22 protein-coding genes are annotated in these 23,554 nt (G+C 61.5%); 8 read left to right on the top strand and 14 right to left on the bottom strand.

Annotation, left to right across the window (positions count from 1 at the left end):
* Window positions 1-135: 135 nt before the first annotated feature.
* The gene (locus PLD_RS15970; protein ID WP_159894319.1) at window positions 136-1,056 is read right to left on the bottom strand and encodes a LysR substrate-binding domain-containing protein; all 921 of its coding nucleotides are present in this window, start codon (window positions 1,054-1,056) and stop codon (window positions 136-138) included.
* A gap of 158 nt (window positions 1,057-1,214) precedes the next feature.
* On the opposite strand from PLD_RS15970, the gene PLD_RS15965 reads away from it, so the two are divergent.
* Complete coding sequence (locus PLD_RS15965) at window positions 1,215-2,615, top strand: NorM family multidrug efflux MATE transporter (RefSeq protein WP_178116226.1); 1,401 nt, start codon at window positions 1,215-1,217, stop codon at window positions 2,613-2,615.
* Window positions 2,616-2,666: 51 nt separating this feature from the next.
* Here the strand turns inward: PLD_RS15965 and PLD_RS15960 are convergent, their stop codons facing one another.
* Window positions 2,667-4,340 carry a bifunctional diguanylate cyclase/phosphodiesterase gene (locus PLD_RS15960; protein ID WP_159894315.1) on the bottom strand — a complete coding sequence of 558 codons (1,674 nt, stop codon included), beginning with the start codon at window positions 4,338-4,340 and terminating at the stop codon, window positions 2,667-2,669.
* Between the two features lie 267 nt (window positions 4,341-4,607).
* Between PLD_RS15960 and rep the strand changes: the two genes are divergently transcribed.
* Both rep and PLD_RS15950 read left to right on the top strand, forming a co-directional pair.
* A complete protein-coding gene (gene rep, locus PLD_RS15955; RefSeq protein ID WP_159894313.1) occupies window positions 4,608-6,617 on the top strand; it encodes a DNA helicase Rep in 2,010 nt (669 codons plus the stop codon).
* 55 nt (window positions 6,618-6,672) lie between these two features.
* Entirely contained in the window at window positions 6,673-7,245 is a 573-nt protein-coding gene (locus PLD_RS15950; protein WP_159894311.1) for a xanthine phosphoribosyltransferase, read from the top strand.
* A gap of 127 nt (window positions 7,246-7,372) precedes the next feature.
* Here the strand turns inward: PLD_RS15950 and PLD_RS15945 are convergent, their stop codons facing one another.
* The 6 genes from PLD_RS15945 to dadA form a co-directional block, all read right to left on the bottom strand.
* Entirely contained in the window at window positions 7,373-9,304 is a 1,932-nt protein-coding gene (locus tag PLD_RS15945) for an acetyl-CoA hydrolase/transferase C-terminal domain-containing protein (RefSeq protein ID WP_159894309.1), read from the bottom strand.
* 136 nt (window positions 9,305-9,440) lie between these two features.
* The gene (locus PLD_RS15940) at window positions 9,441-9,857 is read right to left on the bottom strand and encodes a cytochrome c5 family protein (protein WP_159894307.1); all 417 of its coding nucleotides are present in this window, start codon (window positions 9,855-9,857) and stop codon (window positions 9,441-9,443) included.
* A gap of 181 nt (window positions 9,858-10,038) precedes the next feature.
* Entirely contained in the window at window positions 10,039-10,587 is a 549-nt protein-coding gene (locus tag PLD_RS15935; RefSeq protein WP_159894305.1) for a cupin domain-containing protein, read from the bottom strand.
* Window positions 10,588-10,719: 132 nt separating this feature from the next.
* Window positions 10,720-11,793, bottom strand: coding sequence for an alanine racemase (gene alr, locus PLD_RS15930; RefSeq protein ID WP_159894303.1), 1,074 nt, complete (start codon window positions 11,791-11,793; stop codon window positions 10,720-10,722).
* Window positions 11,794-11,883: 90 nt separating this feature from the next.
* The gene (locus PLD_RS15925) at window positions 11,884-12,237 is read right to left on the bottom strand and encodes a RidA family protein (RefSeq protein WP_159894302.1); all 354 of its coding nucleotides are present in this window, start codon (window positions 12,235-12,237) and stop codon (window positions 11,884-11,886) included.
* Window positions 12,209-13,510, bottom strand: coding sequence for a D-amino acid dehydrogenase (dadA, locus tag PLD_RS15920; RefSeq protein WP_159894300.1), 1,302 nt, complete (start codon window positions 13,508-13,510; stop codon window positions 12,209-12,211). The genes PLD_RS15925 and dadA overlap by 29 nt, the downstream gene beginning before the upstream one ends.
* Window positions 13,511-13,667: 157 nt before the next feature.
* On the opposite strand from dadA, the gene PLD_RS15915 reads away from it, so the two are divergent.
* Window positions 13,668-14,156 carry an Lrp/AsnC ligand binding domain-containing protein gene (locus tag PLD_RS15915; protein ID WP_159894298.1) on the top strand — a complete coding sequence of 163 codons (489 nt, stop codon included), beginning with the start codon at window positions 13,668-13,670 and terminating at the stop codon, window positions 14,154-14,156.
* Between the two features lie 66 nt (window positions 14,157-14,222).
* On the opposite strand, the gene PLD_RS15910 is transcribed toward PLD_RS15915, so the two are convergent.
* Entirely contained in the window at window positions 14,223-14,576 is a 354-nt protein-coding gene (locus PLD_RS15910) for a YkgJ family cysteine cluster protein (protein ID WP_159894296.1), read from the bottom strand.
* Window positions 14,577-14,723: 147 nt separating this feature from the next.
* On the opposite strand from PLD_RS15910, the gene PLD_RS15905 reads away from it, so the two are divergent.
* On the top strand, window positions 14,724-16,016 hold the full coding sequence (locus PLD_RS15905; protein WP_159894294.1) for an FAD-binding oxidoreductase: 1,293 nt from the start codon (window positions 14,724-14,726) through the stop codon (window positions 16,014-16,016).
* Between the two features lie 29 nt (window positions 16,017-16,045).
* Here the strand turns inward: PLD_RS15905 and PLD_RS15900 are convergent, their stop codons facing one another.
* Window positions 16,046-16,291 carry a DUF1127 domain-containing protein gene (locus PLD_RS15900; protein ID WP_159894292.1) on the bottom strand — a complete coding sequence of 82 codons (246 nt, stop codon included), beginning with the start codon at window positions 16,289-16,291 and terminating at the stop codon, window positions 16,046-16,048.
* A 180-nt stretch (window positions 16,292-16,471) separates the two neighbouring features.
* Here PLD_RS15900 and PLD_RS15895 point away from each other — a divergent pair, with 180 nt between their 5' ends.
* Together PLD_RS15895 and PLD_RS15890 are read left to right on the top strand one after the other, a co-directional pair.
* Entirely contained in the window at window positions 16,472-17,896 is a 1,425-nt protein-coding gene (locus tag PLD_RS15895; RefSeq protein WP_159894290.1) for a PLP-dependent aminotransferase family protein, read from the top strand.
* A gap of 69 nt (window positions 17,897-17,965) precedes the next feature.
* Window positions 17,966-19,534 (top strand): phospholipase D family protein, encoded by a 1,569-nt coding sequence (locus PLD_RS15890; RefSeq protein WP_159894288.1) that lies wholly within the window; start codon window positions 17,966-17,968, stop codon window positions 19,532-19,534.
* Window positions 19,535-19,538: 4 nt separating this feature from the next.
* Here the strand turns inward: PLD_RS15890 and PLD_RS15885 are convergent, their stop codons facing one another.
* Window positions 19,539-20,687, bottom strand: a complete 1,149-nt coding sequence (locus PLD_RS15885) for an MFS transporter (RefSeq protein ID WP_159894286.1) — start codon at window positions 20,685-20,687, stop codon at window positions 19,539-19,541.
* A gap of 173 nt (window positions 20,688-20,860) precedes the next feature.
* Window positions 20,861-22,354, bottom strand: a complete 1,494-nt coding sequence (locus tag PLD_RS15880) for an aldehyde dehydrogenase (protein WP_159894284.1) — start codon at window positions 22,352-22,354, stop codon at window positions 20,861-20,863.
* Between the two features lie 238 nt (window positions 22,355-22,592).
* Here PLD_RS15880 and PLD_RS15875 point away from each other — a divergent pair, with 238 nt between their 5' ends.
* A complete protein-coding gene (locus tag PLD_RS15875; RefSeq protein WP_159894282.1) occupies window positions 22,593-22,955 on the top strand; it encodes a cupin domain-containing protein in 363 nt (120 codons plus the stop codon).
* Window positions 22,956-23,013: 58 nt separating this feature from the next.
* Here PLD_RS15875 and rpmG read toward each other — a convergent pair whose 3' ends face one another.
* Both rpmG and rpmB read right to left on the bottom strand, forming a co-directional pair.
* Entirely contained in the window at window positions 23,014-23,169 is a 156-nt protein-coding gene (rpmG, locus tag PLD_RS15870) for a 50S ribosomal protein L33 (RefSeq protein ID WP_003177274.1), read from the bottom strand.
* An 11-nt stretch (window positions 23,170-23,180) separates the two neighbouring features.
* Window positions 23,181-23,417, bottom strand: a complete 237-nt coding sequence (gene rpmB, locus PLD_RS15865; protein ID WP_011064219.1) for a 50S ribosomal protein L28 — start codon at window positions 23,415-23,417, stop codon at window positions 23,181-23,183.
* Window positions 23,418-23,554: the final 137 nt, after the last annotated feature.

Raw genomic sequence — 23,554 nt, 5'->3', positions numbered from 1 at the left:
ATATCTCTAAGAATTTTCAGTAATCTAGGACCTTCCTGAACGCTGGCTCCATAATCCAGATTCGGCAGCACTGCACCATACTTGAGCAAATTGCAGGGATATTTGCGCAGGCCCTCCGCGGGATGCTTCATCGTTTCAGCCAAGGCGCTCGACATCAGGCAACTGCATGGCATGCACCTCACCCTGCAGGAAGTCGCTGAGACGACGCAAACGTTCACCTCCGGGCCGGGTCTTGGGCCACACCAGATAGTAGTTCAGGCCACTGGCCACGGCCGTCGGCCACGGCAAGCTCAGGCGCCCCTGGGCCACATCCTCGGCCACCATCAGCAAATCCCCCATGGACACGCCGTAACCTCGCGCGGCTGCGATCATCCCCAACTCCAAGGTGTCGAATACCTGTCCGCCTTTGAGCGAAACCCGATCCGTGAGCCCCATGTGCTCCAGCCAACTGCGCCAATCCCGCCGATCCGGGGTCGGGTGCAGCAGTTCCGTGGTCGCCAGCCGCGTTGCATCCCAGGGCTGATCGTTGAGCAGGTTCGGCGCGCCCACCGGAATCAACAGTTCGGGAAACAGATGGCTGGCCTCCCAATCCACCGGGAAGTGCCCGTCGCTCAACAACACCGCACAGTCGAAGGGTTCCTGGTTGAAGTCCACGGAATCCACGTCCATCCAGGCGCTGGTGAGCTGCACTTCATTGCCCGGCTGCAGATGACGGAAACGGCTGAGGCGCGCCAGCAACCAACGCATGGTCAAGGTCGAGGGTGCTTTCATGCGCAGGATGTCATCTTCACCGCGCAAGGTGCTGCAGGCCCGCTCCAGGGCACCGAAGCCTTCCCGGACGCCTGGCACCAGCAGCCGCGCCGCTTCGGTCAATTGCAGGTTGCGCCCGCTGCGCTGGAACAGCCGACAGGCGAAGTGTTCTTCCAACGTACGGACATGCCGACTGACGGCGCTCTGGGTAATGGACAACTCTTCGGCGGCGCGGGTGAACGAGCGATGCCGGGCCGCGGCTTCAAAAGCACGCAAGGCATACAAAGGAGGAAGACGGCGGGACATGGACGCGCTCCAAAACGCAATGAGGTGAGGCGATCAATAAACTCATTCATATGAGTTTTTATCATGCCAGCAATCGTTTTTATCCCTTTGTGCTATCGCCGGCAAGCGCCGAGAATCAGCGCCATTCCCGACGTTCCCGTTGATTGAGACTAATGACCATGCAGCATCCGGCACGCACTGAATTCTGGGCCATCCTGCGGCTGGCGGGGCCGCTGATCGCCTCCCAGCTGGCACACATGCTGATGGTCCTCACCGACACCTTGATGATGGCTCGCCTGAGCCCCGAGGCCCTGGCCGGTGGCGGTCTCGGCGCGGCCAGCTACTCCTTCGTCTCGATCTTCTGCATCGGCGTGATCGCCGCCGTGGGCACCCTGGTGGCGATTCGTCAGGGCGCCGGTGACATTGACGGCGCGGCACGTCTGACCCAGGCCGGCTTGTGGCTAGCCTGGCTGATGGCCCTGGTGGCCGGCCTGCTGCTGTGGAACCTCAAACCGGTGTTGCTGCTGTTCGGCCAGACCGAGAGCAACGTCAACGCCGCGGGCCAGTTTCTGCTGATCTTGCCGTTCGCCCTGCCCGGCTACCTGAGTTTCATGGCGCTGCGCGGCTTCACCAGTGCCATTGGCCGGGCAACCCCCGTGATGGTCATCAGCCTGATCGGTACCGTGGCCAACTTCCTGCTCAACTACGCGCTGATCACCGGCATGTTCGGCTTGCCAAAACTCGGGCTGATGGGTATCGGCCTGGTCACCGCCATCGTCGCCAATTGCATGGCCGTGGCGCTGGCCTGGCACATCCGGCAGCACCCGGCCTACACCGCGTACCCACTGCGCCAGGGCCTGCTCCGGCTGAACCCTCAGTACCTGCGGGAACTGTGGCGTCTGGGCCTGCCCATTGGCGGCACTTACGCGGTGGAAGTCGGGCTGTTCGCCTTCGCTGCCCTGTGCATCGGCACCATGGGCAGCACCCCGTTGGCGGCGCACCAGATCGCCCTGCAGATTGTGTCGGTGGCGTTCATGGTGCCGGCGGGGATTTCCTACGCCATCACCATGCGCATCGGCCAGCATTACGGCGCCGGGCAGCTACTCGACGCACGTCTGGCCGGACGGGTCGGCATCGCCTTCGGCGCGGTGGCGATGCTGGGCTTTGCCATGGTATTCTGGTTGTTGCCCAACCAGCTGATCGGGCTGTTCCTGGATCACAACGACCCGGCCTTCGCCGACGTCATCCAGCTAGCGGTGAGCCTGTTGGCCGTGGCCGCCTGGTTCGAACTGTTCGACGGCACCCAAACCATTGCCATGGGCGCGATCCGTGGCCTCAAGGACGCCAAGACCACCTTCCTGGTAGGCCTGGGCTGTTACTGGCTGATCGGTGCGCCATGCGCCTGGCTGATGGCGTTTACCCTGGGCTGGGGACCGACCGGCGTCTGGTGGGGATTGGCTCTGGGCCTGGCCTGTGCGGCCATCAGCCTGACCCTGGCCTTCGAATGGCGCATGCGCCGCATGATCAAGCGCGAGCCTGAGGTATCGCTGATGCGCTTTGAGGCCAGCCAGACTGACTGAAGCAGCGCCAGAACAGCCCCAACACCAGCGCTCAGCAGACTCGAAGGCGCCCTATACGCCGCCTCCGAGCATCGACTGCTGACTGTTGCCAAACGTCAGGTACTCCACCAACTCCGCCAGCGGCAACGGCTTGCTGATCAAGTAGCCCTGAGCCTGATCACAACCAAAACCGCGCAGCAACGCCAGTTGCTCTGCGGTTTCCACGCCTTCGGCCACCACATCCAGGTGGAGGTTGTGGGCCAGGTTGATCATCGCGTGGACCAGCTTGCGATTCTCTTCACGTTGCTCCATGCCGCCGACGAAACTCTTGTCGACCTTGAGCAAGGTGATCGGCAAGCTGTTGAGGTGGACGAAGGAAGAGAAACCGGTACCAAAGTCGTCCAGAGAAAACCGCACCCCCAAGCGCCCGAGGGCATCCATGGTCTGCTTCACCAGATCGCTGCGACGCATCACTGCGGTTTCGGTCAGCTCGAACTCCAGCCACTGCGCCTCCACCCCGCGTTCAGCAATCAGCCGACTCAGGGTCGAAAGCAACTGGCTGTCCTGAAACTGCCGGAACGACAGGTTGACCGCCATGTGCAACGGCGGCAGCCCGCGCTCGCGCAGGGCCTGCATGTCGCGCAGAGCGCGGGAGATGACCCAGTAACCCAGCGGCACGATCAGACCACTCTGTTCGGCCAGGGGCACAAATTCACTGGGGGGCAGCAACCCACGCTCGCCGTGGCGCCAGCGCACCAGGGCCTCGAGACCGACGATCTTGCCATCATGCAGGTTCAGCCGTGGCTGGTAGTGCAACTCCAGTTCGTCACGGCGCAAGGCCCGGCGCAGCTCGCCTTCCAGGTCGGCCAGACTGCGAGCGTTGCGATTGATCCGCTCGTTGAAGAGGTGAAAGGTACAACCCTGGGTGCTCTTGGCCTGTTGCATGGCAATGTGCGCATGCCACATCAACGGATCGGCGCCCGCATTGGCCCGGGCATGGGCAATCCCCAGGCTGCAGCCGATCAACAGACTTTCACCGTCAACCCAGTAAGGTTCGGCCATGGCTTCGGTAATGCGTTCGGCCATCCACTCGGCCCGCTGCGGCGCGCGACGGGTATCGATCAGCAAAGCAAATTCATCGCTGCCCAGGCGAGCCAGTTGATCACCGGCTTCCAACTGGCTTTTGAGTCGCGAAACCACCTGCAGGATCAGCCGGTCACCCGCCTGGTGACCGAGGGCGTCGTTGGCATGGCGAAAGTTATCCAGATCCAGATGCCCCAGGGCCAGGCCGCGCCCGTCGTTTTCGGCCAGGCGTGCGGCCAGCAGGGTCTGGAAGCCCTGGCGGTTGGCGATGCCGGTCAACGGGTCCTGTTCGGCCAAGCGCTGCAAGGTACTTTCCAGCACGCCGCGTTCGCGCACGTGGCGCAGGCAACGGCGCAAGGCATCGGTGCTCAGGCAGGAACCCACCAACCAGTCGCTGACGCCCACCGGGGCCACTTCGGGTTCCTGGTCCAGCAACAGAATGGTTGGCAGGCTGCAGCGCCCGGGGCCGGGCTGCAGTTGGGCAATGGTCAACAGGACCGCATTGCGGTCGTCTTCAAACAAACGGCTGACCGACTCCCAGCTGGGAGCGCTGATCAATACCACCGAGTCTCCCAACGGAGCGACACACTCGCGCAACAACGCTGTCCACACAGGCTCTTCGGCCAGTAGCAGCAAACGCAAGGGTTCGACAGGCTTAGACAAGCTAGCTCCCTAGACTCTGCAAAAAAGTTGGCGGCATGCATTATGGCGCGCAAATAAGCAATAACAAATGATATTGATTATCATACGCAATTTTTTGTACCGCTCTAACTCGAACATTAGGCGCATATTCAGCGCGCATCCTGAGGGAAAGTATCAAAACCGGCAAATTTAGATAGCGTTGTGCGTCACAAGTCGCAGAGACGCAGCAGAATCTGTACAGCCTGTTAAAATGCCCGCCCTTTTCGTCAGCGATCCCTTTTTACCGTCATGTCCCGACTCAATCCCCGGCAGCAAGAAGCCGTGAACTATGTCGGCGGCCCTCTTTTGGTGCTCGCCGGCGCAGGCTCCGGCAAGACCAGCGTGATCACCCGCAAGATCGCGCACTTGATCCAGAACTGCGGTATCCGCGCCCAGTACATTGTCGCGATGACCTTTACCAACAAGGCCGCGCGGGAAATGAAAGAGCGCGTCGGCACCTTGCTGCGTGCCGGCGAAGGCCGCGGCCTGACCGTGTCGACCTTCCACAACCTGGGCCTGAACATCATCCGCAAGGAGCATGCGCGCCTGGGCTACAAGCCGGGCTTCTCGATCTTCGACGAGGCCGATGTCAAAGCACTGATGACCGACATCATGCAGAAGGAATATTCCGGGGACGACGGCGTCGACGAAATCAAGAACATGATCGGCTCGTGGAAAAACGACCTGATCCTGCCGCCCCAGGCCCTGGAAAACGCACGCAACCCCAAGGAACAGACCGCCGCCATCGTCTACACCCACTACCAACGCACGCTCAAGGCGTTCAACGCGGTGGACTTCGACGACCTGATCCTGCTGCCGGTGAAGCTGTTCGAGGAACACGCCGACATCCTGGAAAAATGGCAGAACAAGGTCCGCTACCTGCTGGTGGACGAGTACCAGGACACCAACGCCAGCCAGTACCTGCTGGTGAAAATGCTCATCGGCAAGCGCAACCAGTTCACCGTGGTGGGTGACGACGACCAGTCGATCTACGCCTGGCGCGGCGCGCGGCCGGAGAACCTGATGCTGCTCAAGGACGACTACCCGTCCCTGAAAGTGGTGATGCTGGAGCAAAACTACCGCTCCACCAGCCGCATCCTGCGCTGCGCCAACGTACTGATCTCCAACAACCCCCACGAGTTCGAAAAACAGCTGTGGAGCGAGATGGGCCACGGTGACGAAATCCGCGTGATCCGCTGCCGCAACGAAGACGCCGAGGCCGAGCGGGTAGCCATGGAAATCCTTAGCCTGCACCTGCGCACCGACCGGCCCTACAGCGACTTCGCCATTCTTTACCGGGGCAACTACCAGGCCAAGCTGATCGAACTGAAGCTGCAGCACCACCAGGTACCCTATCGCCTGTCCGGCGGTAACAGCTTCTTCGGACGCCAGGAAGTAAAAGACCTGATGGCCTACTTCCGCCTGATCGTGAACCCCGACGACGACAACGCCTTCCTCCGGGTGATCAACGTACCGCGCCGGGAAATCGGCTCCACGACCCTGGAAAAACTCGGCAACTACGCCACTGAACGCAAGATCTCGATGTATGCCGCCACCGATGAAATCGGCCTGGGCGAGCACCTGGACAGCCGTTTCACCGACCGCCTGGCGCGTTTCAAGCGCTTCATGGACCGGGTGCGTGAACAATGTGCTGGCGAAGACCCGATCTCCGCCCTGCGCAGCATGGTCATGGACATCGACTACGAGAACTGGCTGCGCACCAACAGCTCCAGCGACAAGGCCGCGGACTACCGGATGGGCAACGTCTGGTTCCTGATCGAAGCCTTGAAGAACACCCTGGAAAAAGACGAAGACGGCGAAATGACCGTCGAGGACGCCATCGGCAAGCTGGTCCTGCGGGACATGCTGGAACGTCAGCAGGAAGAGGAAGACGGCGCCGAAGGTGTGCAGATGATGACCTTGCATGCCTCCAAGGGCCTGGAATTTCCCTACGTGTTCATCATGGGCATGGAAGAGGAAATCCTCCCGCACCGTTCCAGTATCGAAGCCGATACCATCGAGGAAGAACGACGCCTGGCCTACGTGGGCATTACCCGGGCTCGCCAGACCCTGGCCTTCACTTTCGCGGCCAAGCGCAAGCAATACGGTGAAATCATCGACTGCTCGCCCAGCCGCTTCCTTGATGAACTGCCCCCGGACGATCTGGCCTGGGAAGGCAATGACGACACGCCGACCGAAGTCAAAGCCGTTCGCGGCAATAGCGCTTTGGCGGATATACGCGCGATGTTAAAGCGCTAAAATCGACTATTTTTAACTGACTTTTGGCGCAACAGGCGCTATTTGAGGAAGCTCCGTGGAAGCACTGCACAAGAAAATTCGCGAAGAAGGCATCGTGCTTTCCGATCAAGTACTGAAAGTCGACGCCTTTCTGAACCATCAGATCGATCCGCAGTTGATGAAGCTGATCGGCGACGAATTCGCCACGCTGTTCAAGGATTCGGGCATCACCAAGATCGTCACCATCGAAGCCTCCGGCATCGCCCCGGCAATCATGACCGGCCTGAACCTGGGCGTACCGGTGATCTTCGCCCGCAAGCACCAGTCCCTGACCCTGACCGAGAACCTGCTGTCGGCCACCGTGTACTCCTTCACCAAACAGGTGGAAAGCACCGTCGCCATCTCGCCACGGCACCTGACCAGCAGCGACCGGGTGCTGATCATCGACGACTTCCTGGCCAACGGTAAGGCGTCCAAAGCGTTGATTTCGATCATCAAGCAGGCCGGCGCCACCGTCGCCGGCCTGGGCATCGTCATCGAGAAGTCCTTCCAGGGCGGCCGCGCCGAACTGGACGCCCAGGGCTACCGCGTGGAATCCCTGGCTCGGGTCAAATCCCTGGCCGGCGGCGTGGTCACCTTTATCGAGTAATCCCGCCCACCAGGCCTGCGCAACAACTGGCGTATGCGGGAGCTAGCTTGTGTAGCTGGCTTGCCAGCGAAGGTGCCCTTTAAGGGCAATGCCAGACTTGATGGCCCATTCACCGGCAAGCCGGCTCCTACGACAAGCTGGGGGCCGTGGCCTGCAGCCCGGCCAGCAGGAACCGCTGATACAGTTCCTCCCGCAGTCCATCGGGCTGCTCCAGCCCCATGCGCTCAAGGTGCGCTGCAAATGCCTCAGGCTCCGGCGCGTCGAATGCTGCCTTGCCCAGTTCGAGGATCTCGCTGAGCTTGAACTTGCTCTTGAGCCAGTTCAGCGCCCGCAGCAGATCACGCTCCTCGTCGCTGAAGTCGCTGCCCAACGGATACTCCGGAAACAGGTGGCGATGACGCGCCTGAATCCGCTGCAGACGCTGTGGGCTGTTGTCGGTAAAACGCGGATCCAGACGAAAATCCTTCGGCAGCTTTCCGGCTTTCTGCGCCTGCTCCAGCAACCCGGGCTGAAAGCGTGAATCGCTGATACTGAGCAGCGCTTCGATCACCTTCGCATCCGTCTTGCCCCGCAGATCGGCAATGCCGTACTCGGTGATCACGATGTCCCGCAGGTGACGCGGGATGGTGCAATGGCCGTACTCCCAGACAATATTGGAACTGACCTCGCCGGCCGATTCGCGCCAACTGCGCAGGATCAGCACCGAGCGAGCATCTTCCAGTGCATGGGCTTGGGCGACGAAGTTGTACTGCCCGCCGACGCCACTCAAGACACGGCCATCTTGCAACTGATCGGACACCGCCGCGCCCATCAAGGTCATGGTGAAGGCGCTGTTGATAAAGCGCGCATCCCGACGCTGCAAACGCTTGAGCGCCTCATCGCCATACAGCTCGTTGATGTGGCTGATGGCGGTCATGTTGAATGACGCCAGCTTGTCCCGGGGCAGCTCCCGCAGACGCTGGTAGAAGCTGCTCGGGCCGAGGAAAAAGCCGCCGTAGATCGAGACACCACCCGCCGCTGACGCCGGGTCCAGGGTTCCGGCATAGGCTTGCTGTTGCAGCGCAATCGTCGGGTAGACCTGGCGCCGCACGATGCCCGCATCGGCCAATGCCAGCAGGCCGTTGACGAACATTTCACTGCAACCGTAAAGGCCCTGGGCAAAGGGTTCGACGCCACCTTCGCGGTCGATCAGCGCCTGCCAGTGCTCCACCTGCAGATCCGCCAGCAGGGCGCGGTAACCTTGGTTGTCTGCCTGCCGCGCCAGCAACGCGGCGGTCAGCGCATCGCCCATGGAGCCAATGCCGATCTGCAAGGTCCCGCCGTCGCGCACCAAGGTGCTGGCATGCAGGCCGATGCAGTGATCCTGAACCCCCACCGGCATGTTCGGCGTGGAAAACAACGTGCTGCGCTCCTCCTCGTCAATCAGCAGGTCGAAGTCCGCCGCATCGATCTCGGAGTCCCCCGGCATATAAGGCAAATCGCTGTGGACCTGACCCAGCAACACAATGGTCTCCCCCGCCGCACGGCGCTTGGCGATCATCGGCAGCAAGTCGAGGGTGATGTCCGGGTTGCAGCTCAGGCTCAAACGCCCCGGCTGCTGCGAGTCGCGGGCCACCAGTTGCGCCACCAGGTTCAGGCCGGCGGCGTTGATGTCCCGGGCGGCATGGCTGTAGTTGCTGCTGACGTAGTCCTGTTGCGCTGGCGCACTGTGCAAAAGACTGCCGGGCTGCAGAAAGAACTGCTGGACGCGAATATTCGCCGGCAGGCTGTCACGGTGCAGGTCGGCAAGAAAATCCAGTTCGGGGTAGTCGCCAAATACCCGCTCGACAAAAGGTTCGAGAAACCGCTTCTGCAAACCGTCGCCCAGCGAAGGCCGCCCCAGGCTCAAGGCGGTGTAGATCGTCAGTTGGCGTTCGGGCAGTTGGGCGACCCGGCGATACAGGGCGTTGGCAAAACGGTTGGGTTTGCCCAACCCCAACGGCATGCCCATATGAATGTGTTGCGGCAAACGCGCGAGCACGTCATCCACCGCTTGCTCGATAGAACAGGATTGCAGCATCTGACCCTCCGAGAACCGTCCATGAATTGAGGTTGGACCGAGCTTGCCGGGAGTTTGCTGCGTTGAACAGTACGGCAGGAAAATTGCGCCCACAAAAAAGCCGCTCGTAAGCGGCTTTTTCGCTGAAGATGACTGCTTATTTCAAGCCGGACATCTTCTGGATAGCGGCTTTGAGCTCGTCATCGGTGCAATCAGCGCAAGTGCCTTTAGGTGGCATGGCGTTGATACCGGTGATGGCCTTGGCCAGGATGCCGTCGAGGCCGCCCTGGTGATCGGCACGCTCTTTCCAGGCTGCGGTGTCACCGATTTTCGGAGCGCCCAGCAGACCAGTGCCATGACACGCGTTGCAGTGCTTGGCAATTACGTCATCCGGGGATTTCGCCCCACCGCCACCGCCACTGGAAGCTGCGACTTCCATACCCTTGCATTCCTGCCCCTGGACGCAGACCTGGCCAACAGGCTCAAGGCGCTTGGCAATGTCGTCATTAGTCGCAGCTTGAGCGCTGACTGCCCAAAGGGCCAATACGGTTGCTGGTGCGGCCAGCATTTTCATAATTAGGTTCACGCGTACACCCTCAATGGTGGCTAGTCACGCCTGCGGCCACGGTTTCGCAGGCGGGCGAAAGTATAACGGTTAGCCCGCCACACTGAAACAACCCCAAAGTCGAAGGGGTCTTAATCGCGGCGAAATGTCGCTGGGCGGCTTAGGATCAGCCCTACAGGACGCCTCTTGGCTAGAAGTTCGCAGGCGTGGCTGCGCTGATTAGTCGCGCCGGGGCATCAAACGGATTACGGAAGCGGTGCGGCTTAGTACTTTCAAAGTAGTAGCTGTCGCCAGCTTCGAGGACAAATGTTTCAAGCCCTACCACCAGCTCCAGACGGCCCTCGAGCAGTATTCCGGTTTCCTCGCCATCGTGGGTGAGCATCTCTTCACCGGTATCGGCGCCCGGAGGATAGATCTCATTGAGGAAGGCAATGGCACGACTCGGGTGCGCCCGACCCACCAGTTTCATGGTCACCGCGCCATCGGAAATATCGATCAATTCGTGAGCTTTGTAGACGATCTGAGAAGGCGTTTCCTGAAGAACTTCTTCGGAAAAGAACTCGACCATGGACATGGGAATGCCGCTCAGTACCTTTCTCAGCGAGCTGATCGAGGGGCTGACGCTGTTCTTTTCGATCATTGAAATGGTGCTATTGGTGACGCCCGCACGCTTGGCAAGCTCACGCTGGGAAAGACCTTTCAGTTTACGGATGGATTGCAGTCGTTCACCGACGTCCAATGCGGCAGCCTCCTAGGCGGGAATCAGGCGTTGTTGTAATTGAGCGTTATCATGGCGACAGCGTTCAGTATTTACAACACTTGGTCCCGATTCCCCCAAAGACAGGCGACTTTCGGTACAGGCCGCGTAATCTCAGCCTTCGCAGTACACCAGCGGCACCCGGCGCAGGTTGCAGAACAGCTGATAAGGGATGGTATCGGCGGCCAGCGCGACCTCGCTGGCAAGGATGTTCTTGCCCCACAACTCCACCGAGGAACCGAGGCCGGCCTGCGGCACATCCGTCAGGTCGATGCACAACATGTCCATGGACACGCGGCCCAGCAGGCGGCTGCGCTGACCAGCCACCAGCACTGGCGTGCCAGTGGGCGCGTGACGCGGATATCCGTCGGCATAGCCCATGGCAACCACGCCGATACGCATCGGCTTGTCGGTGATGAACTTGGCGCCGTAGCCAACCGGCTCGCCGGCGGGCAGCTCACGCACACAGATCACTTTGGACTCCAGGGTCATGACCGGCTGCAGCCGTGCTGCCACGGAGTTGCCTTCTTCGAACGGTGTTGCGCCGTAGAGCATGATGCCCGGACGCACCCAATCACTGGGAACGCTCGGCCAGCCCATCAGCGCAGGCGAGTTGCACAGGCTGACTTCAGCGCCCAGGCCCTGGCGCGCAGCCTCAAACACCGCCAGTTGCTCGCTGCTGCGTGGGCAATCCGGCTCGTCGGCACGGGCGAAGTGGCTCATCAGCACAATCTTTTCGACCTTGGTGCTGGCCTGCAGCCGTTGATAAGCCGCCTGGTAGTCCTGGGGGTTAAGACCGACCCGGTGCATGCCCGAATCCAGCTTGAGCCAGATCGTCAGCGGCTTGGCCACGGCAGTCTGTTCGATAGCCTCGAGCTGCCACAGCGAATGCACCACGCACCAGAAGCCATGCTCGACAATCAATTGCAGTTCCGAGGCCTCGAAGAAGCCTTCCAGCAGCAGGACCGGCGCACGAATACCCGCAGCCCGCAGCTCCAGCGCTTCTTCGATGCAGGCCACGGCAAAACCGTCAGCCTCGGCTTCCAGGGCCTGGGCACAGCGCACCGCGCCATGACCATAGGCATCGGCCTTGATCACCGCCAGGGCGCGAGCGCCGGAGGTTTCACGGGCCAGTTGGTAGTTGTGACGCAGGGCTTGGAGATCGATCAGGGCACGGGCAGGACGCATGGCGGCAGACTTCTAGGCGGTCATGGGGAAGAAAAAACCGGTGCTGATGGCGGCACGCCGCCACCAGTACCGGGAGAGGGATATTGTCGCTTAAGGCAGAGCAGCCTCCACCGACAGCTCGATGAGGATTTCGGGCTCGCACAACTTGGCTTCGACGGTAGCCCGGGCCGGTGCCACGCCTTTTGGCAGCCACTGGTCCCAAACACTGTTCATGCCTGCGAAGTGGGCATCGATGTCCTTCAGGTAGATGGTCACCGAGAGCAGCTTGCTCTTGTCGGTGCCCGCCAGGTCCAGCAGGCGCTCGATGTTGGTCAGGGTTTCCCGAGTCTGCTGCTCGATCCCGGCCTGCATGTCATCGCCGACCTGACCAGACAGATACACCGTGTTGCCGTGAACAACGATCTGGCTCATGCGCTCATTGGTGAGCTGGCGCTGGATTGACATGTTTAGCTGACTCCTGATGGTTGCCATAACGGGAAATATCGATGCCTTCGGCACTGATCTGCGGCTTCTTCTTGGCCATCAGATCCGCCAGCAAGCGACCGGAGCCGCAAGCCATGGTCCAGCCGAGGGTGCCGTGACCGGTGTTCAAGAACAGGTTACGGAACGGCGTGCCGCCGACAATCGGCGTACCGTCCGGGGTAGTAGGACGCAGCCCGGTCCAGAAACTGGCTTGGGACAGATCGCCGCCCTGAGGATAGAGATCGTTGACGATCATCTCCAGCGTCTCACGCCGGCGTGGGTTCAGCGACAGGTCAAAACCGGCTATCTCGGCCATGCCGCCGACGCGGATGCGGTTGTCGAAACGAGTGATCGCGACCTTGAAGGTTTCGTCGAGGATGGTCGAGGTCGGGGCCATCGCCGGATTAGTGATCGGCACGGTCAAGGAGTAGCCCTTGAGCGGGTACACCGGCGCCTTGATCCCCAGCGGCTTGAGCAGTTGCGGCGAGTAGCTGCCGAGGGCGAGTACGTAGCGATCGGCGGTTTCCAGCTTGCCGTCGATCCACACGCCATTGATCCGGTCGCCGGCGAAGTCCAGACGCTGAATGTCCTGGCCGAAGCGGAACTCCACACCCAGCTTGGTGGCCATTTCCGCCAAGCGCGTGGTGAACATCTGGCAATCGCCCGTCTGGTCATTGGGCAAACGCAACGCGCCGGCAAGGATGTCGGTGACACTGGCCAGCGCCGGCTCGACCCGGGCAATGCCTTCACGGTCCAGCAGTTCGAACGGTACGCCGGACTCTTTGAGCACGGCGATGTCTTTGGCCGCGCCGTCCAGTTGGGCCTGGGTACGGAACAGTTGGGTGGTGCCCAGGCAGCGCCCTTCGTAGGCAATACCGGTTTCCGCCCGCAGCTCGTCGAGGCAGTCACGGCTGTACTCGGACAGACGCACCATGCGCTCCTTGTTCACCGCGTAACGGCTGGCGGTGCAGTTGCGCAGCATCTGCGCCATCCACAGGTATTGATCGATGTCGGCGGTGGCCTTGATCGCCAACGGAGCATGGCGCTGCAGCAGCCATTTGATGGCCTTGAGTGGTACACCCGGCGCAGCCCAGGGTGAGGCGTAACCTGGCGACACCTGGCCGGCGTTGGCGAAGCTGGTTTCCATGGCAGCGGCCGGCTGGCGGTCCACCACTGTGACATCAAACCCGGCTCGAGCCAGGTAATAGGCACTGGTGGTTCCGATAACGCCACTGCCCAAGACCAGAACGCGCATTTTCATATCCCTCATCGCGGTTTAACCGCTGACGTTTGTTATTCAGAGCAAAGATGGTCGCAGTGTAAGAAACATTGAGCAGTGATTTTCACTATATAACCGCCTATATTTGGCGAGAATTCTCGGCAATATCGCTTTTCACGGAGGGGCATCCCCTATGCGTACCAATCATCAGACCCGTCGCGCCCTGGACAAGATAGATCGCAACATCCTGCGGATACTCCAGGCCGATGGACGCATTTCCTTTACCGAGCTGGGGGAACGGGTCGGGCTCTCCACCACCCCCTGCACCGAGCGGGTGCGCCGCCTGGAACGCGAAGGAATCATCATGGGCTACAACGCCCGACTCAATCCGCAGCACTTGAAAGGCAGTCTGCTGGTGTTCGTCGAGATCAGCCTGGACTACAAGTCCGGCGACACCTTCGAGGAGTTCCGCCGGGCAGTGCTGAAGCTGCCTCACGTGCTGGAGTGCCACTTGGTGTCGGGCGACTTCGACTATCTGGTCAAGGCGCGCATCTCGGAAATGGCGTCCTACCGCAAGTTACTGGGGGATATCCTGCTCAAGCTGCCCCATGTACGCGAATCCAAGAGCTACATCGTGATGGAAGAGGTGAAGGAGAGCCTGAACTTGCCAATTCCGGATTGAGCGAAAATGGCCGCAAGCTCTGGGGCGATTGCGCCGGCAAGCCGACTCCTGCGCCGCGCCATGGAGCTAGACCAGCACCTGACGATTACTGGCCATGTATTCATGGATCTGTTTTTCGACCCGGGGGTGGATCATCTCCACCGGGCGCCGGCCGTTGGGGCACGGCAGGCTCGGCGTGGTGCCGAACAGACGACAGATCAGCGGGCGCTCGTCATACACCGTGCAGCCATTGGCCCCCAGGTGCACACAGTTGAGCTGGTCCATGGCGGCCTCCTGCTCGGCGGCGGTCTTGCGCGGCAGACGGGACATCTCCTCTGGCGAAGTGGTCACCGGGCCGCAGCAGTCGTGGCAGCCAGGAACACAGTCGAAGGTGGGAATCTGCTGACGCAGGCTGCGGACGATTTGACGGTTACAGCTCATGAGAAGGCTACCAGGACATGAATAGTCGTGAATTCTGCCTCAAATGCCCCGCCGCAAACAGGACCGGGCGTCCCGCGGTTGCCGCGACGGAAAGCCCCGGCTTATGCTCCGTGAATTTTTCCAGACGCCACAATCAGGACGCTTTCCATGCCCGCCAGCCCTCAGCACACCGCTTCCTATTACGCCGCCAGCAGCCTGCCGCAGCCTGACTATCCAACGCTGGCGGGCGAGCTGGCGGCGGACGTGTGTGTGGTGGGTGGCGGGTTCTCCGGGCTCAATACCGCCCTGGAACTGACTGAACGCGGGTTCAGCGTAGTCCTGCTGGAGGCCCGCAAGATCGGCTGGGGAGCCAGCGGACGCAACGGTGGACAACTGATTCGTGGGGTCGGCCACGGCCTGGACCAGTTCACCAAGGTGATCGGCAGCGATGGCGTGCGGCAGATGAAGCTCATGGGCCTGGAAGCGGTGGAAATCGTCCGCCAGCGTATCGAACGCCTGCAGATCCCTTGCGATCTGACCTGGGGCTACTGCGACCTGGCCAACAAGCCGGCGGACCTTGAAGGCTTCGCCGAAGACGCCGAAGAGCTGCGCAGCCTGGGTTATCGCTACGAAACCCGCCTGCTGCAGGCCGATGAAATGCACAGCGTGGTGGGTTCCAAACGCTACGTTGGCGGCCTGATCGACATGGGCTCGGGCCACCTGCATCCGTTGAACCTGGCCCTGGGTGAAGCCCAGGCAGCGCAACAGATGGGCGTGCAACTGTTCGAGCATTCAGCAGTGACCGCTATCGACTATGGCCCCCAGATCAAGGTCCACAGTGCTCGGGGCACGGTTCGCGCCAAGACCCTGGTGCTGGGCTGCAACGCCTACCTCAATGGCCTCAACCCGGTGTTGGGGGGCAAGGTCCTGCCGGCCGGCAGCTACGTCATCGCTACCGAGCCCCTGAGCCCGGCCCAGGCTCGAGAGCTGCTGCCACAGAACATGGCGGTCTGCGACCAGCGTGTTGCCCTGGACTACTACCGGCTCTCGGCTGATCGGCGCCTGCTGTTCGGCGGCGCCTGTCACTATTCGGGACGCGACCCCAAGGACATCGCGGCTTACATGCGACCCAAGATGCTGGAAGTATTCCCGCAACTGGCCGGGGTCAAGATCGACTACCAATGGGGTGGCATGATCGGCATCGGCGCCAACCGCCTGCCGCAGATCGGCCGACTCAAGGATCAGCCCAATGTGTATTACGCCCAGGCCTATTCCGGCCATGGCCTGAACGCCACGCACTTGGCGGGCAAGTTGCTGGGGGAGGCGATCAGTGGCCAACAGGGCGGTGGTTTCGACCTGTTCGCCAAGGTGCCGCACATCACCTTCCCCGGCGGCCAGCACCTGCGCTCGCCGCTGCTGGCCCTGGGCATGCTCTGGCACCGGCTGAAGGAACTGGTCTGACTCGTCCAGCGTCAGCCAACCGCTGCCGGTTACAACCGCCAGAAAGGCTTAAGGCCCTCGGCCCGCGCTTGCTCACGGCTCAGCCCGACATCCCGTAGCTGCTCGGCGGTCAGTTCCAGCAATGCCTTGCGGGTGCGCAGTCGATGCCAATACAGACTCCAGGCGCTCAAACCGGACGGCGCACTGCACGGCAGCGTCGGCGCCGCCGACCGTTCTTGCTCCACCTCCAGCTCCTGACCGCGTAACGACAGCCGCACATCGCTCAAGCCGTTCATCTGCATTGCTCCTGTTTGCTCAAATCGCCATGAGCAGACATGATGCGTGGCGCCAGAAAACCATTACAGACTCAAATCAGCGGTATTACCCCCATACAGTTCTGCCAGAAATAGCGCTGAATCCTGTATTTTTGCCCCATCTGTACTGGTTCCTAGCCACCACCACTTCGAGCCCACGCCATGACCCTCTATGTGAACCTCGCCGAACTCCTGGGTACCCGTATCGAACAGGGCTTCTATCGCCCAGGAGATCGACTGCCCTCGGTACGCGCCCTGAGCATCGAGCACGGGGTCAGCCTGAGTACCGTGCAACAGGCCTATCGCTTGCTGGAAGACAACGGGCTGGCGATGCCCAAGCCCAAATCCGGGTATTTCGTGCCTCCCAGTCGCGAGCTGCCCGCATTGCCGGCCATCGGGCGTCCGGCGCAAAGGCCGGTGGAAATCTCTCAATGGGACCAGGTCCTGGAGCTGATCCGCGCCGTGCCGCGCAAGGACGTGGTGCAGTTGGGCCGCGGCATGCCGGACATCACCACGCCGACCATGAAGCCCCTGCTGCGGGCCCTGGCCCGACTCAGTCGACGGCAAGACATGCCCGGCCTGCACTACGACAACATCTACGGCGTGCTTGAGCTGCGTGAACAAGTGGCGCGGCTGCTGCTGGATTCCGGCTGCCAACTGGGGGCCAGCGATCTGGTGATCACCACCGGCTGCCACGAGGCCCTGTCCACCAGCATTCGCGCCATCTGCGAGCCCGGGGATATCGTCGCCGTGGACTCGCCGAGCTTTCACGGCGCCATGCAAACCCTCAAGGGCCTGGGTATGAAGGCCCTGGAAATCCCCACCGACCCGATTACCGGCATCAGCCTGGAAGCCCTGGAACTGGCCCTGGAACAGTGGCCGATCAAGGCCATACAGCTGACCCCCAACTGCAACAACCCTCTGGGTTACATCATGCCGGAGCCGCGCAAACGAGCCTTGCTGACCCTGGCCCAGCGCTTCGACGTGGCAATCATCGAGGACGATGTGTATGGCGAACTGGCCTACACCTACCCGCGCCCAAGGACCATCAAGTCCTTTGACGACGACGGTCGGGTGCTGCTGTGCAGCTCGTTCTCGAAGACCCTGGCCCCCGGCCTGCGCATCGGCTGGGTTGCTCCGGGCCGCTACCTGGAGCGGGTGCTGCACATGAAGTACATCAGCACCGGCTCCACGGCCCCGCAGCCCCAGGTGGCGATCGCCGAGTTCCTGAAAAGCGGCCATTTCGAACCCCATTTGCGCAAGATGCGCACCCAATACCAGCGCAATCGTGACCTGATGCTCGACTGGGTCAGCCACTACTTCCCCACGGGCACCCGCGCCAGTCGCCCCCAGGGCAGCTTCATGCTGTGGATCGAACTGCCCGAAGGCTTCGACGCTTTGAAGCTCAACCGGGTACTGCTGGACCAAGGCGTGCAGATCGCCGTGGGCAGCATCTTTTCGGCGTCGGGCAAATACCGCAATTGCCTGCGGATGAACTACGCTGCCAAGCCAACCGCGCAGATCGAAGACGCGGTACGCAAAGTCGGCGCCGCGGCCATCAAGCTGCTCAGTGAAACTCCGGACTGAGGCCCAACCCCGCCGCACAAAGCCAGCCGCCCCCCTGCCAACCCGTGCCGTGATACGAGATGACCGGACTTGAGTCGTAAACAGGCGTTTATCCTGCCGCTGATCCTCAGCCTCGGACTAGGCGGCTGCAGCACCCGTGAAGTGCCCTATCAACCCAGCCAGGCCCTGGTCGCCAGCGACTCCAGCTTCGCCCGGTCCATCCGCGCCCAGGCCACGCCCTATCAGGGCCGCTCCGGCTTTCGCCTGCTGCCCAACAGCGCCGAAGCCTTCATGGCCCGCGCCGAACTGATCCGCAACGCCCAAAGCAGCCTCGACTTGCAGTACTACATCGTCCACGACGGCATCAGCACCCGGATGCTGGTGCATGAACTGCTCAAGGCCGCCGACCGCGGTGTACGGGTGCGCGTCCTGCTAGACGACACCACCAGCGACGGCCTGGACCAGATCATCGCCATCCTGGCCACCCATCCACGGATTCAGATCCGCCTGTTTAACCCACTGCACCTGGGTCGCCGTACCGGCCTGACCCGGGCCATGGGCCGCTTGTTCAACCTGTCGCAACAGCACCGGCGAATGCACAACAAGCTGTGGCTGGCGGACAACAGCGTCGCCATCGTCGGCGGGCGCAACCTCGGGGACGAGTACTTCGATGCCGAACCCAACCTGAACTTCACCGACATCGACCTGTTCTGCGTCGGCCCGGTAGCCGAACAACTCGGGCACAGCTTCGACCAGTACTGGAACAGCGCGCTGAGCCGGCCAGTGGGCGAGTTCATCTCCGACGCCCCTTCGGCCAAGGACCTGAGTCACACTCGCCAGCGCCTGGAAGCATCGCTGCAACATATCCGCCAGCGCGACCAGTTGCTGTACCGCCAGTTGATGACCTACCAGACCCAGCCCCGCATGGACATCTGGCGTAAAGAGCTGATCTGGGCCTGGAACCAAGCGCTGTGGGACGCGCCCACCAAGGTCCTGGCCAAGGGGGATCCCGACCCGCGCCTACTGCTGACCACCCAACTGGCACCGGAACTCAATGGGGTCAGCAAGGAACTGATGATGATCTCGGCCTACTTCGTCCCCGGCCAGGCAGGACTGGTGTACCTGACCCGTCGCGCTGATGCCGGGGTATCGGTCAGCCTCTTGACCAACGCCCTGGAAGCCACCGACGTGCCGGTGGTGCACGGAGGTTATGCGCCCTACCGCAAGGCATTGCTGGAACACGGAGTGAAGCTCTATGAACTGCGCCGACAACCTGGAGAGCACGGAGGCAGCGGCCCACGGCTATTGCACAGCGCCCTCCTGCGGGGCTCGGACTCCAGCCTGCACAGCAAGGCGATGATCTTCGACCGGCAGAAAAGCTTTATCGGCTCATTCAATTTCGATCCACGTTCGGTGCTGTGGAACACCGAAGTCGGCGTACTGGTGGACAGTCCCGAGCTTGCTGAGCAGGTGCGCGCCCTGGCCCGACAAGGGATGGCGCCAGCCCTGAGCTACGAAGTGAAGCAGGAGGGCAACCAACTGGTCTGGGTCACTGAAGATCAGGGCCGGCTGCACACTCTGCGCCACGAACCTGGCAGTTGGTGGCGCCGCGTCAATGCCTGGCTGAGCACTCGCATCGGCCTTGAGCGCATGCTCTGAGCCGCTACAGGGGGTGAGTCTGAACACGACCGAAGGCGCCCTGGCGCAGCAACAGGACCAGCAACCCGAAGGCTCCAGCCGCCACCAACAACAACATCGCATGCCCACTGACCCACTGACTGCCCGCCCCTGCCAGCAAAGGCCCGATCAGGCAACCAATGCCCCACAGCTGCGCCACGTGAGCATTAGCCCGCACCAGCGCATCATCGCGATAGCGTTCGCCGATCAAGATCAGCGACAAGGTGAACAAACCGCCGGCACTGGCTCCGAACAACACCCACAACGGCCAGATCAGTACGCTGTTCAGCAACAGAGGAATGGCCAGGCTGGCGCCCAGCAAAACCACTGCGCAGCCCGTGAACAAACCACGCCGGGACACTCGGTCCGCCAGGGCGCCAATCGGCAATTGCAACAGCGCATCGCCCACCACCACGGTGCTGACCATTGCCAGGGCGATGTCGGTGCTAAAGCCCTGACTCAAGCAATAAACCGGCAGCAAGGTCAGGATCAGCGCCTCGAAGGTCGCGAACAACGCCACCGCCCAGGCAATCGCCGGCAGTTCCTGGCAAAAGCGCCAGAGATCGAACAGGGTCACGCTGCACGCCTCGGAACTCGGCGCGCCGCTGCGCCCCAGCAACAACAGCGGGGATGCCAACAGCAACACCACCGACACCCAAAAACCGTAATCCTGCTCAGTCCCCAGAACGCCCAGCAACAGCGGCCCAGCCAACTGACTCAAGGCATAACCACTGCCATAGAGCGCCACCAGTCGGCCCCGCCACTGCTCCACCACCAACTGATTGATCCAGCTTTCGCCCAGAATGAAGATGATGGTCAACACCACACCCAGCAGCAGGCGCAGCGCCAGCCACACCGGGTAACTGGGCAGCAACGCCAGCAAACCAATGGAGAAGGCACCCGCCCACAGACACAGGCGCATCAAGCGGGCAGTACCAAACCGCGCAGCCAGGCGACTGGACATCTTCGCGCCGAGCAACACACCAATGGCCGGCATCGCCGCCACCACGCCAATTGCAAAAGGCCCGTAGCCCCAGCTTTCCAGGCGAAAGGACACCAGCGGCATGGTCATACCCAGGGCCAGGCCGACACTCAAGACAGCGGATAAAACGGCGAAATAGGTCGCCCAAGGCATTTCCACGCTCCTGTGGATCATTGTTCTGCAAGCCACAGACAACACAGCCGGACTCCCCTCACGGGAAGCCCGGCTGCGCTGTGGATCTAGGGTTTCGGGCAACCGCGCCTATGCCGCGTGGCGCTTGCCGGCGCTGGCTCCATCACGGACGCCAGCCGTTGAACCCCGAAGACTCAGAGCTTGATCCAGGTCGCTTTCAGTTCGGTGTACTTGTCGAACGCGTGCAGCGACTTGTCCCGACCATTGCCCGACTGCTTGAAGCCGCCGAACGGCGCGGTCATGTCGCCTCCGTCGTACTGGTTGACCCACACACTACCGGCGCGCAACGCCTTGGCGGTCAGGTGAGCCTTGGAAAGGTTCGCGGTCCACACGGCAGCCGCCAGCCCGTAGGGCGTGTCGTTGGCAATCTGAATCGCCTCCTCCACGCTGTCGAAGGCAATCACCGACAGTACCGGGCCAAAGATCTCTTCCTGAGCAATCTTCATGGCGTTGCTGACGCCGTCGAAAATCGTCGGCTCGACGTAGGTGCCGCCGGTTTCCTCCAGGGTGCGCTTGCCACCGGCCACCAGCTTGGCGCCATCGGCATGCCCGGCTTCGATGTAGGACAGCACGGTGTTCATCTGCTGGGTGTCCACCAGGGCGCCGACGCTGGTGGCCGGGTCCAGTGGGTTGCCCGGCTTCCAGGCTTTCAAGGCCTCGATCACCAGCGGTAGGAACTTGTCCTTGATGGAACGCTCCACCAGCAGGCGCGAACCGGCGGTGCAGACTTCGCCCTGGTTGAAGGCAATGGCACTGGCGGCCGATTCAGCGGCGGCCTGCAGGTCCGGGGCATCGGCGAATACGATGTTCGGGCTTTTGCCACCAGCTTCCAGCCAGACGCGCTTCATGTTGGATTCGCCGGAGTACACCAGCAGTTGCTTGGCGATCTTGGTCGAACCGGTGAACACCAGGGTGTCCACGTCCATGTGCAGGGCCAGAGCCTTGCCCACGGTATGACCGTAGCCCGGCAGCACGTTGAACACGCCAGCCGGAATACCCGCTTCCACGGCCAGGGCAGCGATGCGGATCGCCGTCAGCGGGGATTTTTCCGAAGGCTTGAGGATCACCGAGTTGCCGGTGGACAGCGCCGGGCCCAACTTCCAGCAGGCCATCATCAGCGGGAAGTTCCACGGCACGATGGCCGCGACCACCCCCACCGGCTCACGGGTCACCAGACCCAACTGGTCATGAGGAGTGGCGGCGACTTCATCATAGATCTTGTCGATCGCCTCGCCGCTCCAGCTCAGCGCTTGCGCGGCGCCAGGGACGTCGATGCCCAGGGAATCGCTGATGGGCTTGCCCATGTCCAGGGTTTCCAGGAGCGCGAGCTCTTGAGCGTGCTGCTTGAGCAGGCCGGCAAAGCGAATCATCACGGCCTTGCGCTTGGCTGGCGCCAGGCGCGACCAGACGCCGGAGTTGAAGGTGGCGCGGGCGTTTTCCACGGCGCGCTCGGCATCGGCGGCGTCACAGCTGGCGATGGTCGCCAGCACACGGCCGTCTACCGGGCTGATGCACTCGAAAGTGTCGTTGGAAACGGATGCGGTGTATTCGCCATTGATGTAGGCGCGACCTTCGATGGTCAGGTCGCGAGCACGTTGTTCCCAGTCGGCACGAGTCAGGGTGGTCATACGAGTGTCCTCCTCTTATTTGCATAAAAGCGCCACGCGAACTACGCCGGCACTCCCGAAGAATTCTGCCCAGCCAGCCCGTATTCGGCCGAAGGCAATCGCCACCCTAAACCAGCGACGCCGGTACTTTCAATATATTTGACAAAGGCCCGGCAAACGCCATTGCTATGTGCATTTTAATAAACATAGACTTTGGCCTTCATAGCCACTCGCGCCGCGATCACGGGGGAATACAAGAATGAGCATCCATAATGTCGTCGACTTCAGTCAAGCCAACACCGAGGGTGAGCGCTACCACCCCGCGCCGGAGAAAATCCTCAAGGGCGACCCCGAGCAGGCAGTGTTCAATCACTACGCCAGCCCTTGTGGACAACTGAACGCTGGAATCTGGGAAGGCGCCGTTGGCCAATGGACCGTGAACTTCAGCGAACATGAGTACTGCGAGATTCTCCAGGGTGTCTCGGTGCTGCGTGATCACGACGGCAACGCCAAGACCCTCCGCGCTGGCGACCGCTTCGTGATTCCGGCCGGCTTCAAGGGCACCTGGGAAGTGCTGGAGCCCTGCCGCAAGGTCTACGTGGCCTTCGAACAGAAGGCCTGAATCACAGGCACAAAAAAACCCGCTTGAAGGCGGGTTTTTTTGTCAGAAGAAAAATCAATTACTTGATTTTGCCTTCCTTGTAGATCACGTGCTTACGAACAACCGGATCATATTTCTTGATCTCGATTTTGTCCGGAGTAGTACGCTTGTTCTTGTCGGTAGTGTAGAAGTGACCAGTACCGGCGCTCGAGATCAAACGAATCAATTCACGCATGATTAGCTCCCTTAAACCTTGCCGCCATCGCGACGGATTTCGGCCAGCACGACATCAATGCCGCGCTTGTCGATGATACGCATGCCTTTGGCAGATACGCGCAGACGCACAAAACGTTTCTCGGACTCAACCCAGAAGCGGTGATGCTGCAGGTTCGGCAGGAAACGACGACGGGTTTTGTTGTTTGCGTGGGAAATGTTATTCCCAGTCACCGGACCCTTACCGGTAACTTGACAGACTCTAGACATGCCTCAGCCCTCTAAAACCACATGCCCAACCCGGCATGGGTTGGCCGCTTAATCTCTCAGTCATTTGGCGCCAGGCGCCGCGTTTCTTTAGGGTCTTACCGGCTACACCTACAAGCGAAGGAACCGGGCCCCTAGAA

It is taken from the genome of Pseudomonas sp. LD120 (assembly GCF_009861525.1).
Taxonomy (GTDB): Bacteria; Pseudomonadota; Gammaproteobacteria; order Pseudomonadales; family Pseudomonadaceae; genus Aquipseudomonas.
Note: the sequence above shows the minus strand (reverse complement) of the source record. Positions and strands in the feature narration are given on the sequence as shown.